This window comes from Kitasatospora sp. NPDC090091 (genome assembly GCF_044747365.1).
GTDB lineage: Bacteria > Actinomycetota > Actinomycetes > Streptomycetales > Streptomycetaceae > Kitasatospora.
This window is the reverse complement of record NZ_JBIVDY010000046.1, coordinates 1-14,683: the sequence shown is the minus strand read 5'-3', so window position 1 is coordinate 14,683 and position 14,683 is coordinate 1. Positions and strand designations below refer to the sequence as shown.

Annotated in this window: 13 protein-coding genes and 1 pseudogene; 5 read left to right on the top strand and 9 right to left on the bottom strand. The window is 74.8% G+C overall.

Annotated elements, in window-relative coordinates:
- Window positions 1-120: 120 nt before the first annotated feature.
- Window positions 121-330 carry a DUF397 domain-containing protein gene (locus ACIPSC_RS38770; RefSeq protein ID WP_400835044.1) on the bottom strand — a complete coding sequence of 70 codons (210 nt, stop codon included), beginning with the start codon at window positions 328-330 and terminating at the stop codon, window positions 121-123.
- Window positions 312-1,160: a helix-turn-helix domain-containing protein gene (locus ACIPSC_RS38765; RefSeq protein WP_400835041.1), complete on the bottom strand. Its 849-nt coding sequence runs from the start codon at window positions 1,158-1,160 to the stop codon at window positions 312-314. Before ACIPSC_RS38765 ends, ACIPSC_RS38770 begins: the two co-directional genes overlap by 19 nt.
- 124 nt (window positions 1,161-1,284) lie before the next feature.
- On the opposite strand from ACIPSC_RS38765, the gene ACIPSC_RS38760 reads away from it, so the two are divergent.
- Both ACIPSC_RS38760 and ACIPSC_RS38755 read left to right on the top strand, forming a co-directional pair.
- A complete protein-coding gene (locus ACIPSC_RS38760; protein WP_400835038.1) occupies window positions 1,285-1,542 on the top strand; it encodes a hypothetical protein in 258 nt (85 codons plus the stop codon).
- The gene (locus tag ACIPSC_RS38755) at window positions 1,539-1,823 is read left to right on the top strand and encodes a hypothetical protein (protein ID WP_400835035.1); all 285 of its coding nucleotides are present in this window, start codon (window positions 1,539-1,541) and stop codon (window positions 1,821-1,823) included. The genes ACIPSC_RS38760 and ACIPSC_RS38755 overlap by 4 nt, the downstream gene beginning before the upstream one ends.
- Here the strand turns inward: ACIPSC_RS38755 and ACIPSC_RS38750 are convergent.
- The 3 genes and pseudogenes from ACIPSC_RS38750 to ACIPSC_RS38740 all read right to left on the bottom strand — a co-directional run bounded on the left by ACIPSC_RS38750 (window position 1,774) and on the right by ACIPSC_RS38740 (window position 3,408).
- On the bottom strand, window positions 1,774-1,902 hold the full coding sequence (locus ACIPSC_RS38750; RefSeq protein ID WP_400835032.1) for a hypothetical protein: 129 nt from the start codon (window positions 1,900-1,902) through the stop codon (window positions 1,774-1,776). The two genes, ACIPSC_RS38755 and ACIPSC_RS38750, sit on opposite strands and share 50 nt — an antisense overlap.
- 67 nt (window positions 1,903-1,969) lie before the next feature.
- Window positions 1,970-2,116: pseudogene (locus ACIPSC_RS38745) on the bottom strand (DUF4344 domain-containing metallopeptidase); the annotation flags it as partial.
- A gap of 80 nt (window positions 2,117-2,196) precedes the next feature.
- Window positions 2,197-3,408 carry a CapA family protein gene (locus tag ACIPSC_RS38740; protein ID WP_400835029.1) on the bottom strand — a complete coding sequence of 404 codons (1,212 nt, stop codon included), beginning with the start codon at window positions 3,406-3,408 and terminating at the stop codon, window positions 2,197-2,199.
- A 341-nt stretch (window positions 3,409-3,749) separates the two neighbouring features.
- Here ACIPSC_RS38740 and ACIPSC_RS38735 point away from each other — a divergent pair, with 341 nt between their 5' ends.
- The 3 genes from ACIPSC_RS38735 to ACIPSC_RS38725 all read left to right on the top strand — a co-directional run bounded on the left by ACIPSC_RS38735 (window position 3,750) and on the right by ACIPSC_RS38725 (window position 8,166).
- Complete coding sequence (locus ACIPSC_RS38735; RefSeq protein ID WP_400835026.1) at window positions 3,750-4,418, top strand: hypothetical protein; 669 nt, start codon at window positions 3,750-3,752, stop codon at window positions 4,416-4,418.
- Complete coding sequence (locus ACIPSC_RS38730; RefSeq protein ID WP_400835023.1) at window positions 4,418-7,405, top strand: M48 family metalloprotease; 2,988 nt, start codon at window positions 4,418-4,420, stop codon at window positions 7,403-7,405. Before ACIPSC_RS38735 ends, ACIPSC_RS38730 begins: the two co-directional genes overlap by 1 nt.
- Before the next feature lie 119 nt (window positions 7,406-7,524).
- Window positions 7,525-8,166 (top strand): TOPRIM nucleotidyl transferase/hydrolase domain-containing protein, encoded by a 642-nt coding sequence (locus ACIPSC_RS38725; RefSeq protein ID WP_400835020.1) that lies wholly within the window; start codon window positions 7,525-7,527, stop codon window positions 8,164-8,166.
- A 146-nt stretch (window positions 8,167-8,312) separates the two neighbouring features.
- On the opposite strand, the gene ACIPSC_RS38720 is transcribed toward ACIPSC_RS38725, so the two are convergent.
- The 4 genes from ACIPSC_RS38720 to cseB form a co-directional block, all read right to left on the bottom strand.
- A complete protein-coding gene (locus tag ACIPSC_RS38720) occupies window positions 8,313-10,871 on the bottom strand; it encodes an ABC transporter permease (protein WP_400835017.1) in 2,559 nt (852 codons plus the stop codon).
- A gap of 100 nt (window positions 10,872-10,971) precedes the next feature.
- On the bottom strand, window positions 10,972-11,754 hold the full coding sequence (locus ACIPSC_RS38715; RefSeq protein ID WP_400835014.1) for an ABC transporter ATP-binding protein: 783 nt from the start codon (window positions 11,752-11,754) through the stop codon (window positions 10,972-10,974).
- Window positions 11,755-11,898: 144 nt separating this feature from the next.
- A complete protein-coding gene (locus tag ACIPSC_RS38710) occupies window positions 11,899-13,182 on the bottom strand; it encodes a sensor histidine kinase (protein WP_400835011.1) in 1,284 nt (427 codons plus the stop codon).
- 53 nt (window positions 13,183-13,235) lie between these two features.
- Window positions 13,236-13,913: a two-component system response regulator CseB gene (gene cseB / locus ACIPSC_RS38705; protein WP_400835047.1), complete on the bottom strand. Its 678-nt coding sequence runs from the start codon at window positions 13,911-13,913 to the stop codon at window positions 13,236-13,238.
- Window positions 13,914-14,683 lie beyond the last annotated feature (770 nt).

Genomic DNA, 14,683 nt, shown 5'->3' with positions numbered 1-14,683 from the left:
ACCCGCCCCCACCAGGGCCACCCCGACAACGCCGCTGCACCCCACCCGACCACCACACCGGGCCCGGGAGCAGCGGCGTCGCGGCATTCACAGCCCGAGTTGCACGACGGCTCGCAGAGATCAGACGGTGCCGAACTCCTCGGCCCGGACGGCCGAGACGAACGACCGCCAGGCCTCGGCCGGGAAGACGAGGGCCGGGCCCGCAGGGTCCTTGGAGTCACGGACGGGCAGGACACCGGCGAAGCCGGGCGCCACCTCGACGCAGTTGCCACCCTGCTGGCTGTAGCTGGACTTCAGCCAGGCGGCGCGCGTCAAGTTGATGTCGGACATGAGGTTCCTTCCCGAACTGCGCGGATCCATTCGAGAGTCGCCATCTCGGCCAGCGCTCCCACCTGGAGCCGATCGTAGTGTCTCCTCCAAGCTGTCAGCCTGTCAGAATCGCGCTCAAGATGACTACGCCCCTCGGACTCGGAGTAGCCCAGCAGCGACTGGTCCGGGAGTGAAAGCAGCACCATCGGCAGCGCGAACGGCCTGTGCTCGGCCATCTCGAACGGCGCCACCTGAAGGATCACGTGGCCGGCCTCGAACTGATCCTCCAGAGCGGCCAGTTGCTCCGTCATGACGTCACGGCCGCCGATCGGGCGGCGCAGACAGCTCTCGTCCAGGACGGCGTGCACCAGCGGCGGACTGGCGCGCCTGAGCAGTTGCTGCCGAACGAGCAGGAAGGTCACTCGCTCCTCGGCCTGCGTGCGGGTGATCGTCCCCCGGCGCACGTCGGCCATGGCCAAGGCCATGGCGTACGCCTCGGTCTGGAAGAGGCCGGGCACCACACCGGATTCGAAGATGCGTATCTCCGCGGCCTTCGCCTCGTGGCTCGCATACTCAGGGAAGCCCTCCAGGAGCGCCGAGTGCTTGTTCTGCAGCCACATCAGCAACAGCGTGCCGCCCGTCTCCAGCGCCTCGTCGGCCCTGCGCGCGAACCGCTCGCTCGGTGGCTCCCGTGATGCAAGTTCGGCGTAGGAGACGTAGGAAGGGTCGAAGCCGACCTTCCGGGCCAGTTGAGCCTGCGTCAGCCCCCTCGCCTCACGCGACCTGCGGAGCTGCACCCCGAACGGCGCCCACGGCCCCGACGTCGGATCAAGTTGCTTGCGGTTGACCACGTTTCACCAACTTGTGGATCATCAATCTCAAATACAGATCTCGGGCCGATTCTGCACCGGCGCGGGCCATCATAAACACAAGCCGTGAAATGCCCGATGCGCAGAGCTACCGATGGAGCCCCCCATGCCCAGCCGCCCCCACACGCCCTCCTACCGGCCCAAGGTGGGCGAGGTGGTGTACGACCTCGCCCACCGGACCGCCGGTGGACAGCCCTTCGAGGGCGTCTACATGGCCACCCTCAACGGCCTCGCCTACCTCCGGCCCGAGGCGGGCGGTTGCGAGTGGACCACCGACCCCCTCCAGCTGCGGCGCCTCAACGTCCCCCGCTACCGCACCGTCCAGCGGCCGAGCCGGCCCCGCGTGAACGATCCTTCGGCGTGAACCCGACCCGCAGGCTCCTGGTCGCGGTCGTCACCGTCCCCGCCCTCAGCGCCCTCGCCGCCGCGCTCGTCTGCTGGCCGATCCGCAGCGGGCCGCTCGCGCCGCGCCTGCTGATCTTCGGGCTGGTCCTCTCCGCCGGCGTCATCGCCGGCCTCCCCGCCGTCCTCGCCCGGCTCACGATGGCGGCCGACCGCCGGAACCGCACCGCCCGGGCCAGGGCGGGCACGCAGGTCACCCGATCTTCAGATAGGGCTGCAACAGGGTGGTCCACGAGGAATTGAGCTGGTCGTACTCCGCCTCGCAGCCCCGGGCACGGTCCACCGGCAGGACGCCGTCGGGGTTCTCCGGGACCTGGACCACCGATGCGAAGGTCCCGGGATCGGAGCCGAACAGCCAGCAGACCTGACAGCGCGTTGACGGTGCTGACCGCGTACGCGGTGTGCTCCTCGTCGCCCGTCGTCAGCAGGAGGACCGAGAGCTGGTCGACCGCGTCCTCCTCCTTCCCCGTGACCGGCAGGCCGTACAGGCCGACCAGGGCATGGCCGAGTTCGTGGAGGATGACGCCGTTGGCCATGCCGATGACCTACCCCGCCCCCGTCTCCCCCGCACCCCGGTGCCGGGCCGCCCCGGCGGGCGCGCCGGGGCGCAGCCGGCTCAGGGGGCCATGGTCAGGCCCGCGGACGCGGCGCCGCGGCTGAGCACGACCGTGCGGATGTGTTCCAGGGCCCGCGCGTAGTCGGCCCGGCCGGGGTCGCGGCGGACGGCCTCGCGCAGGTCGAGGACCCGGTAGGGCGGGCCGAGGTCGGTCACCTGCGGGACGAACTCGGCCTTGCCGACCCTCCAGCGCTGCCCCGGACCGGCCGGCGGGACGAAGGTGAACCGGGCGATCGAGCTCCAGTTGCCGCGCGGGTCCTCGGCACCGTCGTAGGTGAACATGTGCCCGGCGAGCTGGTCGCCGAGGCCGTACACCGTCCAGGTGTCACCGATCCTCTCGTACGCCTGCGGGATGTGGGCGTGGGTGCCGAGGATCAGGTCGACGTCCGACGGACCTCCGCCCTGCCCTGCGGCCAGCTCCCGGGCCAGGGTGAGCTGTTGGTCGTTCGGGGTGTCCTGCCACTCGGTTCCCCAGTGGACGCTGACCACGACGAGGTCCGCGCCGCCCGCCCGGGCGGCGCGCGCGTCGGCGAGGATCCGGTCCCGGTCGATCAGGTTCACCGCCCAGGGCTGCCCGTTCGGCAGCGGGATCCCGTTGGTGCCGTAGGTGTAGGCGAGGTGGGCCACGGTGGCGCCGCCCGCCCGGAGCAGGGCGGGCCTCCCGGCCTCGGTCGCGTCGCGGGCGGAGCCGGTGTGCACGAGGCCCACGGCGTCCATGGCGTCGAGGGTGCGCCGGATGCCGGCCGGGCCGTCGTCGAGGGTGTGGTTGGAGGCCGTGTCGCAGCCGGTGTACCCGGTCTCCTTGAGGGCGCGGGCGACCTGTGGCGGCGATTTGAAGGACGGGTAGCCGGTGAACGGCCCGCCGTCGGCGCCGTAGACGGTCTCCATGTGGCAGATGGCCAGGTCGGCGCCGGTGATCAGCGGCTTGACGCCGGCGAGCATCCTGGTGAAGTCGTAGCCGTCGCCGCCGGCGTCCTCCCGGGCCTGCCGGATGATCTCGGTGTGCGGCAGCACGTCGCCGGTGGCGACGAGGGTGAAGGCCCGCGGCCCGGTCGGGGACGCGGTGGTGGCCGCGGGCGTCCCGCCACCGTCCGGCGGCCGCGGCGCCCCGGATGCGTCGGGAACGGGGGCGTCCGGGTCGCCGCACCCGGCGAGGGTGAGGAGCAGCAGCGTGGCGGCCACCGTGGTGGCCGGCCGACGGGGCAGACGCATGGTCAGCTCATCTCAGGATCGGAAGGTATGACCAACCCCTCGACTATGCGACGCCGCGGCCCGCCTCGCCCGCCCCCACGCCCACACGATCACCCGACGGAACGGTCGGCCCGGTCTGAACGGTCGGCCCGGTCAGAACGGTCGGCCCGGTCAGCCCGGTCAGCTCGGTCAGCCCCGTCGAACAGGCGACCGGGGTCCGGGCCGCCGCGGCCCGGCACCGGCGCCCCTTGCAGCATTCTGCAAATCCGAGCACAACTTGTCATGGCCCGTGGCAAGGTTGAGCGCAAAGGTTGAGCGCACACAGGGGCCGGCGGGGCGCGGGGGTGGGTATGGGGTCTGAAGTGCCGTCCATCGGAGCGACCACGGCGGCGGCCGGCCACCGCCGGGTCCGGGACGTCGTGCGCGAGGTGATCGGCGAGGTCGCGCCCGAGGAACTCGTGCTCCTGAACGGCCTGTTGCAGTACGACGACGCCACGGTGGTCGGCAAGCTGACCGGATCGGGCCGGCGGCGGGAACCACTGGGCTTCGGCTTCGGCGAGCTGGTGGCGCTGGTGACCCCGGTGGTGTGGCTGACCGTGGACCAGGCGGCCAGGCGCGCCGGCGAGGTGGCCGCGGAGAACGCTGCGAGAGGAACCGGCACGGTGCTACGGAGGCTCTTCCGGCGGCGCTCCTCCGAGAGTGTCACCGTTCCGCCGCTCACCCGCGAACAGCTCCGCGGGGTGCGGCAGCAGGTGCAGGAGGCGGCCCTGGACCGGGGGCTCTCCCAGGACCGGGCGTCCGCGATCGCCGACGCGGTGGTGAGCCGGCTGGCCCTGGACGGCGCGGGCGAACCTCCCACGGCGCCCGGCCACGAGGTCCCCGGCGGCAACGGTGACGGCGGCGGCGACAGCCGCGGCAGCTCCGGCACCCCGGGCAACGGCGGCCGCAGCGCCGGCACCGCGGACGGTCCCGACGCTCCCGGCCAGGACCCCGGCAACGCCCCCGGCGAGGCGCAGCCCCGAGTCGGCTGATGGCCACCCCGGAGGGACGGCCGCGGCTGGACGAACGGGCACTGGCCGCCGGGACGACCGTCCGATTCGTGCTGCTGGCGATCCTCCTGCTGGTCGCGAGCGGCGCGATGATGGTGACGGTCCTGGGGTGGTTCGTCGACAGCGACTACGCGGGGTGCGAGCTCGCGGCCGGCGGGGACCCGGACCACCACGGCACCGTCGACAACCTGCTGGTCCTGCTCAGCCAGTACGTCCCGTTCAACGCCTGCATCGCCCGCCACGCCCCGCCGCTGCCGTGGTGGACGGTCGCCTGCTGGCCCGCCCTGCTGGCCGTCGCCGCGTTCCTCCACTTCTTCGCCCTGTCCGCCTCGAAGGCCCGCCGGTCCCGTGTCGTCCCGCTGGCGGAGGTGGACCCGGACGGCGAGCTGCACGGCGTGCTGGCCGAGCTGGCCGCCACCGCCGGTCTGGCCCGGGTGCCGCGGATCGTGATCGACCCGGCCGCGGCCACCAGCGGCGCGGTGGTGTTCGGCCGGAGCGGGCGGCCCGTCGTCTGCCTGCACGGCGGTCTGCTCGCCCGGCGGGCCGGCGACCCCGACCGGTTCCGGGCGGTCGTGCTGCACGAGTTCGCACACGTCCACTACGGCGACGTCACCCTCGCCTACGCCACCATCGCGCTCTGGCGGACGTTCCTGGTCACCGTGCTGCTGCCGTACCTGGCCCTGGCCGGCTACAAACTGCACCGTCACTCGGGGTCGGACTTCTCCTGGGCCCGGAACGCGACGGCCGACCTCCGCAGCGTCGCGCTCGCGGCCGGCGTGGCCCTCCTCGTGTACCTGGCGCGGTCGGACGTCCTGCGGAGCCGGGAGATCTACGCCGACCTCGCCGCCGTCCGGTGGGGTGCCGTCGCCGACGGCTGGGCGGTGGCCACGCGCCCGCCCGGCGGTCGGATCCGGCGGGCGTCGGCGGCGTTCGCCGAGCTCTGGGGCACGCATCCGCGCTGGGAGGTGCGCCGGAGGGCCCTGGAGGACCCCACGCCGCTGTTCGCCGTGCCCGCCCTGCCGATGGTTCTGACCGGTGTCGCGACCACCCTGATCGGCTCGCACCTCTTCGTGTACGACACCACGGGGCTGCTCGCCACGGTCTGGCAGGTGCAGGCCATGACCATGGTCTCCGCCGCCGCGGTCGCGGGGGTGGCCGGGACGACCCTGTGGCGGGCGACCGTGCACGCCGTCCTCACGGGGCGGCGGGTGCCGACCGGGCTCCGGCCGGGGCTCTGGCTGGGCTTCGGGATGGCCGCGGCCGCACTGGTCGACACCCGGGTGGTGGGCGACACCGTCCTGCCGGGCCGGCCCGCCGTCCTGCTGCTCCAACCCCTCGCCTGCGCCCTGTTCACCTGGTGGCTGGCCGCGTGCGCGCGGCTGTGGGCCGGAGCCTGGCGCGGGCGGACGCTGCGCCCGGTGCTGGCGGTGCTGCTGGTCGGGGGCTGGCTGGTGATGTCCGCCTGGATCTTCTGGTGGCAGGTCCGCGGCCAGGCACTCGCGATCGGCGGGACGTACGACCACTCCGCGGTCCGCGCCATGCTCCTGCAGTCCTATCCCGGGCCGGGCGCCGAGCACTCGGCCGTGGTGGCGGCCGCGACCGGGCTGTACTCGGTGTACGTCGGGTTCCACGGCCCCCTCACGCTCACCGCGGTCGCCGCCGCCTGGCTGGTACCGCTCGCCGCCTGGCTGGTCCGGCCGGCCGCGGGCACGGCCGACCGGACGCCCCGCTGGCTGAGCAGTGCGTTCCCCGGGACGGCCGACGGCGCCCCGCCCGCCGTCGGGGCACTGCCCGCCGTCGGGACTCTGCCGCCGCTGCGCCGGGTGGTGCTGCCGGGGCTGGCCGCCGGGGTCGCAGCCTGGGGCGGCGTCCTGGAGCTCCGGGCGCAGCTGCTCCCGTGGCGGCCGGTCCTGGAGGAGCGCTGGGACCTCGACCGGTTCACCTACGCCGCCTGGATCCTGCTGATCCTGGTGGCCGCCGCCACTACCGCCGCCGCGGTCGCGAGCGCGCTGACGAGCCGCTGCCGGCTGCCCGTCGCACTGATCGCGGCCCAGACCGCCCAGTGCACCGGGCTGGTCGGGGTGCTGGTGCTCGGCTCCCTGGAGGGCTGTCTGCAGGCGGTCCCCGGCGGCGGACCTTCGTGCCAGTGGCACCCCGGCCACATCTGGCCGGTCGTCGCGCTGCTGGCCGTCCCCGCCATGGTCTTCGGCCTCTTCGCCGCCATCGGGTGCGCCGCCGTCGCGTCCGCGCTCGGACGGCTGCCCCGCGTCCGGCGCGCCCGACGCGTCCGGCGCGCCCGACGTGGACGGCCCGTGGCCGGTGGCGGGGCCCCCGAAGCGGCCACCGACGGGGCGCGGCGGCCACCGGGCCGACTCGCCGTGGCGGGCCGGCGTCTCGCCGTGAGCCTGCTGGGTGCCGCGGCGATCGCGGCGTCCGTCACCCAGATCACGGCCCAGGCCCGGACGGCCACCACGCGGCAGACCGCCAAGCAGGCGGAGCAGTTCTGGCAGCAGTACAACCCGCCCGACCGGACCCGCTCGGTCGACGACAGCACCAGGGCGACGCAGGTGCACGCGTGGCGGCGGCTCGGCGGCGGGGAGATGATCGACCAGCAGATCGCCGGCCGGGACCGCATCGTGCGCACCTGGCAGGCGGCCCAGGCCGCCAAGGACACCGGATGGGGCTCGGCCGACGCCCGCATCCGCCCGATCTGCACCGACCTCGCCAACACGGCCATCCGCGGCGCCGAGTACTTCCACGTGCCCGACCCGGAGGCCCAACAGGCCTGGCGGGCCTACCTGCTGGCGGCGCTGGAGGGCAGCCGGGACTGCCTGCTGGCCCTCCAGAAGCGGGACGCCAAGCTCTACACCACCGCGCTGACGCAGATCGGGGAGGCGACCCGCAACGCGCAGACCGTCAAAGCCCGGGTGCACGCCCTGCTCGACGCCGACGGCTACTCGGACGCCTGACCGGCACACCCCGCACGGAGCAGGCCGCGCCGGACGGCGGAGGTGGCGACGGCAGCCGTGGGCGGCCGTGGCGACGAAAACCGGTGTCGCGCCTGCCCGCGCGGGGGCAGGATCGCCCCATGACGGACATGCGAACGTTCCGGGACGCGGTGACCGGCTGGGCGGCGGGCGGCGCCGGTGGGCCGGCGGGCGAGACGGCGGGCGAGACGGCCGGCGAGTTGGCCGTGCAGCTGGATGTGCGGACTGCGGTGCTGCTGGAAGGGCCGAGCGACGTCGCGGCCGTCGAGGCGCTGGCCGAGCGCCACGGGCGGGACCTGGCCGCCGAAGGGGTGTGTGTCGTCTCCATGGGCGGAGCGATGAACGTCGCCCGCTATGCCGACCTCCTCGGGCCGCCGGGGCTGGGGCTGCGCCTCGCCGGACTCTGCGACGAGGGCGAGCGGGGCTTCTACGACCGCGGTCTCGAAAGGGCTCGTGTGCCGAACCGCGAGTTCTTCGTCTGTGTGGCCGACCTGGAGGACGAACTCATCCGCGCACTGGGCGTGGCACGGGTGGAGGAGATCGTCCGGGCCGAGGGCGACCTCCCGGCCTGGCAGACCTTCGTCCGCCAACCCGCGCAGCAGGGCCGGCCTCCGCAGCGGCAGATGCGGCGCTTCCTCGGCACGAAGAAGGGCCGCAAGATCCGCTACGGCCGCCTCCTGGTCGAAGCCCTCGACGCCGAGCCCGTCCCCGCGCCCCTCCACGACCTGCTCGCGAGCCTGTGACCGCGGGGCCGGTCGCGGGGCCGGTCGCCGGGGCGATCGAGGTCGGCCGGACCGGTCGGCGGACCCCGAGGGTGCTCTCCGCCCCAGGGTCCGCCTCGTGATCGTCCGCCAACTCCACCCACAATGAAGGGAGTTCGCGACCGTCACTACGCCTCGGCGACGGCCTCCAGCGGGCTCAGGGCGGCCGCGCGGCGGGCCGGGACGGCAGCGGCGAGCGCGCCGATCCCGACGGAGACCACGCAGACCAGGAGCAGCGTCCCCCAGGGCAGGGCCAGTGCGTACTGCTCCACCGCGCCGTTGGCCAGCGCGCCGACCGCCCAGGCCCCGAACAGTCCGCCGGCCAGGCCCAGCGCGGTGCCGAACGCGGCGACGGTCACCGCCTCCAGGCGGATCATCCGCCGGATGCCGGCGCGGTCCATGCCGATGGCGCGCAGGACGCCGACCTCCCGCGTCCGTTCGGCGACCGACATGGCCAGGGTGTTCGCCAGGCCGAGCGCGGCGATCACCGCGCCGATGGCGAGCAGCCCGTACATCAGCGTCAGCAGGTCGCCCATGGTGCCCGCGGCCTCGCGGACCAGCGCGGGCCGGTCCTGCACCTTCAGCAGCGGGTTGTTGCCGACGGCGGTGCGCAGCCGGTCCTCGGTGCCCCGGGAGACCGCGCCGGCGTCGGTGCGGACGAGGATGCGCTGGACGGAGTCGGACAGGAAGGCGTGCTGCTGGACTTCGCCGCGGGCGCCGAGCACGTCGCCGGCGGTGGGGTTGTCCCGGTAGACGCCCACGACGGTGTAGGTGGCGAAGTCCTGGCTGCGGCCCATCCGGGCCTTTATCCGGCCGCCGGCGCTCACACCGTTCTCCCGGGCGACGCTGCCGGAGACGGCGATCCGGCCGGGCCCGAGCTCCTTGGCGGAGCCGCTGACGAAGTCGAGCCTCATGACGTCGTCCAGGGCGTCGGGGGCGACGCCGGAGAGGTCCCGGACGCGGCCGCCGACGACGACGGTGGAGTCCGTGACGGCGCTCGCCGTCCGAACGCCCGGGGTGCCGGCGACCCGCTGGACGGCGGCCGGGTCGATCCCCGTCATGGTGGAGCCGGTGCTGACCACGTAGTCGGCGCCGAGGCCGGCCGCCGCCTGGCGGTCGAGCGCCTGCCCGGTGGAGTTGCCGATGACGGCGAGGCCGGTGACGAGTGCGGTGCTGATCAGCAGGGTGGCGGCGGTGGCCGCGGTGCGCCGCGGGTCGCGCAGCGCGTTCTGCCGGGCGAGGTGGCCGGTGACCCCGAAGCGGCGGGTCAGCCGGCCGGTCAGCCGGATCGCCGGGACGGCGAGCAGCGGCGCCAGCACCACCAGGGCGACGACGAGGGCGCCGCAGCCGAGCATGGCGGTGCGCAGGTTCTCCTCGGAGGCGTCCTTCGCCCGGGTGAGCGGGATCAGCACGCCGACGGCGAGGGCGAGCAGGGCCAGGCCGGCCGCGGCCCGGACGCGGGGCCGGCCGGTGGGCGGCTGCTGGGCCGCGCGCAGCGCCTCGACGGGGGCGATCCGCGCCGCCCGGCGCGAGGGCAGCCAGGCGGCGAGGACGGTGACGCCCACGCCGACGAGGAGCGCCGCCAGGACGGGGCGCGGGCCGATCTCCAGCTGGCCGTGCGGCAGCGCCGTCCCGCCGGTGCTCAGCACGTCCGGCAGCACCGCGGCGATGCCGAGGCCGAGCAGGAAGCCGACGGCCGATGCGGCGAGGCCGACCAGGAACGCCTCGGCGAGGACGGTGCGGACCACCTGGCCGCGTCCGGCGCCGATCGCCCGCAGCAGCGCGATCTCCCGGGTGCGCCGGGTGACCAGCATGGTGAAGGTGTTGATGATGAGGAAGGAGCCGATGAACAGCGCGACCCCGGCGAAGACCATCGGCGTCTTGGCGTAGCCGCGGGTGAGGGTGCCGACGTAGACGGCCTGCTGGGCGGCCTGGGCGGAACCGGTGGTGGCCTCGGCCCGGTCGGCCGGGAGAACGGCGGTGACGCGGTGGGAGAGCTCGTACTCGTCGGTGCCGGGCGCGGCGGACAGGTCGATGCCGGTGTAGTGGCCGGGCGTGGCGAACAGCCGCTGGGCGGTGGCCTTCTCGAACAGGACGAGGGTGCCGCCGGCGGTGACGCGGGTGTCCCCGGTGGTGGCGATGCCGACGAGCCGCTTGGTCATGGCCGGGCCGTCGGTGGCCAGCGTGACCGGGTCACCGATGCGCAGGCGACCGGCGGCGGCGGTGCCGGCGTCCAGCACGATCTCCTCGCCGCCGGCCGGGGCGTGGCCCTGGGTCAGGGGGTGGCGGCGGTCCTTGCCGTCCGCTCCGGGGACGTAGGCGGCGGCGAGGTTCGCGCCCGTCCTGACACGCAGCGGGGTGCCGTCCGCCGCGTTCAGGACGGCCCTGCCGTCGGCGGTCGGCCGCACGGCGGCGACGCCGGGCACGGCCGCGAGCCTCCGTACCAGCGCGTCGTCGAGCACGCCGTCCTGCTGGTCCGCGGGGCCGCCGGTCGGGGACTCCTTCGCGGTCACGGTCACCGCGATGTCGGCGAAGTTCTTCGACGCGGCGGCGCGGTGGGCCGCGGCGGTCGAGTCGGCGAAGACGAGGGTGCCGGAGACGAACGCGACACCGAGGCCGATGGCGAGGACGGTCATGAGCAGGCGGGCCTTGTGCGCCAGGACGTTGCGCAGGGCTGTTTTCAGCATGGGCGGCTTTCGGGAGCGCTGGAGGGGCGGGGAGGGTGGGAGGCGGGCGGGGCCGCGCGGGTCAGCTGGTGCGGGCCCGGGTAGCTGGTGCGGGCGCGGGTCAGCTGGTGCGGGCCCGGGAGTCGAAGCCCTTCATGACGTCGAGGACCCGGTCCGCGGTGGGGCGTGACATCTCGTCGACCAGGCGGCCGTCGGAGAGGAAGACGACGCGGTCGGCGTAGCCGGCGGCGACGGGGTCGTGGGTGACCATGACCACGGTCCGGCCCAGCTCGCGCACCGAGTCGCGCAGGAAGCCGAGGACCTCGGCCCCGGCCCGGGAGTCGAGGTTGCCGGTGGGCTCGTCGCCGAAGATGATCGCGGGCTGCGCGGCCAGGGCGCGGGCGACCGCGACGCGCTGCTGCTGCCCGCCCGACAGCTGGGCGGGCCGGTGGTCCAGGCGCTGGGAGAGGCCGACCATGGCGACCACGCGGTCCAGCCACTGCCGGTCGGGCCGGCGGCCGGCGATGGACAGCGGCAGGGTGATGTTCTCCAGCGCGGTCAGCGTCGGCACCAGGTTGAACGCCTGGAAGACGAAGCCGATGCGGTCGCGGCGCAGCTGGGTCAGCCGGCGGTCGCCCAGCGTGCCGAGGTCGGTGGTGCCGATGCGGACGGTGCCGGAGGTGGGCGTGTCGAGCCCGGCGGCGCAGTGCATCAGGGTGGACTTGCCGCAGCCGGAGGGGCCCATGATCGCGGTGAACTCGCCCTCGCGGAAGCCGGTGCTGACCCCGTCCAGGGCGACCACCCGGGTGTCGCCGCTGCCGTAGACCTTGGTCAGGTCGGTGGTGGCAGCCGCGATCCCGGGCGTGGTGTGCGGCGCGTACGCGGCAAAGGGGGCGGTGGTCACGGGGACTCCTCTTCGGGTGCGGGAACGTGCACTTCGAAGGGTGTCCGGGGGACGTATCAGGGGCCTGCGCCGCCGCGTATCGGCGGGCGCGCCGGTCTGTATCGGTTCGGTAGGGGCGGGTTCCGGGAGAGCAGGGCGGCGGGCTCAGTCCGGCAGGCGCAGGGTGGCGACGGCGCCGCCGTCCGGGGCGTTCTCCAGGCTCAGCTCGGCGCCGAGCAGCCGGGCCTGTCCGGTGGCGATGGTCAGGCCGAGGCCGTGGCCCGAGCCGCGCTCCGCGGCGCCCGTGTGGAAGCGCCGCGGACCGTGCAGCAGCAGGTCCGGCGGGAAGCCGGGGCCGTGGTCGCGCACCACGACGGTGCTTCCCTCGACGGTGACCTGCACCGGGGTGCGGCCGTGCCGGTGGGCGTTGACGACGAGGTTGCCGACGATCCGCTCCAGCCGGCGCGGGTCGGTCTCCACGGTCCCGGCGTCCCCGTCCGGCGGGGTGTCGGCTTCCTCCCGCCGCTCGGCCTCCCGCTCGGCGTCAACGGCCCGCGGAGCGACGACGACCTCCGTGGCGAGGCCGGTGCGCGCCACCGCCTCGGCCACGACGGCACCGAGCGGCACCCTGGCACGGACGGGCTGCTCGGCGCCGGCGTCCAGGCGGGAGATCTCCAGCAGGTCCTCGACCAGCCCGCGCAGATCCCGCACCCGGGCGCGGAGCAGGTCCTCCGTCTCGCCGGGCGGCAGCAGGTCGACGGCGGCCAGCAGGCCGCCGACGGGCGTGCGCAGCTCGTGGGCCACGTCCGCGGTGAACCGGCGCTCGGTGTGCAGCCGTCGGCCGAGGCTGTCGGCCATGAGGTCGACGGTGGCGGCGATCTCGGCCACCTCGTCGCGGCCCTTGGTGGGCCCCGTCCTGGCGTCGAGATCACCGGCGGAGATCCGGCCGGCGGTCTCGGAGACCCGCCGCAGCCGGCGGGCGAGCAGGCCGGCCCCGTACGCCGCCAGGGGCGCGGCCGCCGCGAGCGCGACCAGCGAGGCGACAGCCATCGTCACGTCGAGCCGGCGCAGCCCGTAGCGGTCCGGGCCCGTGTTGACCCGGACGGCCAGCACCGGGCTGCCGGGGCCGCCGGTCCGCTGGGCGGCCCATACGCTCGGCCCCAGATTCCCCTCGACGCGCCCGTCGTAGGCGGTGTGGCGGTCGCCGTCGGCCGGGTGGCGCAGTTCGGCGGGCAGCTCGTCGGGATCGAGTTCGGCGCCGTCCGCCAGCGTCCCGGTCCGCCGGTAGACGTCCATGGCCGAGTAGACGGCGTTGAAGGCCCGCGCCTCGGCCCGGTCGCGAATGTCCTGCGCAGTCCACAGGTGCACCAGCACGCCGACCGCGGCCGCGACCAGGCAGGCCGTGGCCGCGGCCAGCGCGGCGATCTTCCAGCGCAGGGAGGTGTGCACCGGCCGGCGGGGCGGACGGGCCGGCCGCGGCCGGCGGGGCGGACGCACCGGCCTCAGCGCCGCAGCTTGTAGCCGAAGCCGCGGACCGTCTCGATCCGCTCCCGCCCCAGCTTCCGGCGCAGCCGCTGCACGCACAGGTCGACGACCCGGCTGTCGCCGTCCCAGCCGTACTCCCAGACGTCGCGCAGCAGGGTGTGCCGCTCCAGCACGACGCCCGGGTGGGCGGCGAACTCCAGCAGCAGCTTGAGCTCGGTCGGGGTCAGTGCCACCGGGTGGCCGGCGACGGACACCTCCATGCCGGCGGTGTCGATGGTGAGGTCGCCGAAGGCCAGGACGTCCGCCGCCGGTCCGACAGCCGGAACGTGGCCGCCGAGGGGTGTGTGCCCGCCGGTCGGGGCGGGCGGGTAGGTCGCCCGCCGCAGCAGCGAGCGGATGCGTGCCACGAGCACGTACGAGTCCACGGGTTTGACCACGTAGTCGTCCGCCCCGGCCTCCAGACCGGCCACGACGTCGAGCCCTTCGCCGCGCGCGGACATCATCAGGATGGGCACCAGGCTGGTCTCCCGGACCCTGCGGCAGAGCCCGATCCCGTCCAGGGCGGGCAGCATCACGTCCAGGATCAGCAGGTCGAAGTCCTCGTCCCGGAACCGTTCGAGCCCCGCGAGGCCGTCCGCCGCGGCCTGCACCTGGTAGCCGTAGCGCTCCAGGGCGACGGTGAAGGAGCGGCGCATCAGGTCGTCGTCCTCCACCAGCAGCACGCGGACGGGGCGCGGGGAGGCCCCGGCCGGGGCGGGCGAGGACACGGGCGGCTCACTCCAGTTCGAACGGGTCCGGGCGGTCCGGACGGCAGGGCGGTCCGGAGGGGCGGCCGGTCCGGGCGGGCAGCCGGTCCCGGCTGCGCAGGCAGCGGGACGGCCCGAAAGGAACGATACGGCAGAGACCGGACACGCCCGCGCCCCGCCGCAGCCGCCCCGGACCACCCCGCGCAGCTCGCCCCTGCCGCGGAAACCCCAGGTCGGACGGGGTGGCCCCGCCCAGCACGCCCGCAGTGGCCACGGCATCCCGACGCTCGGGCGCCGCGGGCGCCGATGGGCAACAGAGCGCTCGCCGATACCCGGCCGATACAAACCGGGGAGGGCCGTGCGCCGCCGCGCCCCGCGTACCGCCCGGCTCTGCGGCCGGTGCCGTAGGCCCTCTCTTTCGGATCACGTCGGACAAGCGGGCGTCGTTGGAGTGCGTGCATCGGCGGTGCGGAGGAGGGAGTCCATGCGGTGGGGGCACCTCCCGGCCGAAGGCTGGGGGCCATCGGCGACTGACGACAAGCCGGCGTGGGGGTACCTCCCGGCCGGAGGCTGGGGGCGTGCGTGCTCCGGCGGCGTCCGCCTGGCGTGATCCGAAAGAGAGGGCCTAGTAGTACTTCGTTAGGTTGATTTGATCTTGGCGGCTGCGGGGGTGCATGCTGCGGCCTGTGGATCTTGGTGAGGTGGAAGCGCTTCGCGGG

What these genes read in the sequence shown, in the direction of transcription:
- ACIPSC_RS38740 (WP_400835029.1), bottom strand. Translation starts at nt 3,408, where the DNA reads ATGCGTCTGCCCCGTCGGCCGGCCACCACGGTGGCCGCCACGCTGCTG.
- cseB (WP_400835047.1), bottom strand. Translation starts at nt 13,913, where the DNA reads ATGCGCCGCTCCTTCACCGTCGCCCTGGAGCGCTACGGCTACCAGGTG.
- ACIPSC_RS38770 (WP_400835044.1), bottom strand. Translation starts at nt 330, where the DNA reads ATGTCCGACATCAACTTGACGCGCGCCGCCTGGCTGAAGTCCAGCTAC.
- ACIPSC_RS38720 (WP_400835017.1), bottom strand. Translation starts at nt 10,871, where the DNA reads ATGCTGAAAACAGCCCTGCGCAACGTCCTGGCGCACAAGGCCCGCCTG.
- ACIPSC_RS38725 (WP_400835020.1), top strand. Translation starts at nt 7,525, where the DNA reads ATGACGGACATGCGAACGTTCCGGGACGCGGTGACCGGCTGGGCGGCG.
- ACIPSC_RS38730 (WP_400835023.1), top strand. Translation starts at nt 4,418, where the DNA reads ATGGCCACCCCGGAGGGACGGCCGCGGCTGGACGAACGGGCACTGGCC.
- ACIPSC_RS38760 (WP_400835038.1), top strand. Translation starts at nt 1,285, where the DNA reads ATGCCCAGCCGCCCCCACACGCCCTCCTACCGGCCCAAGGTGGGCGAG.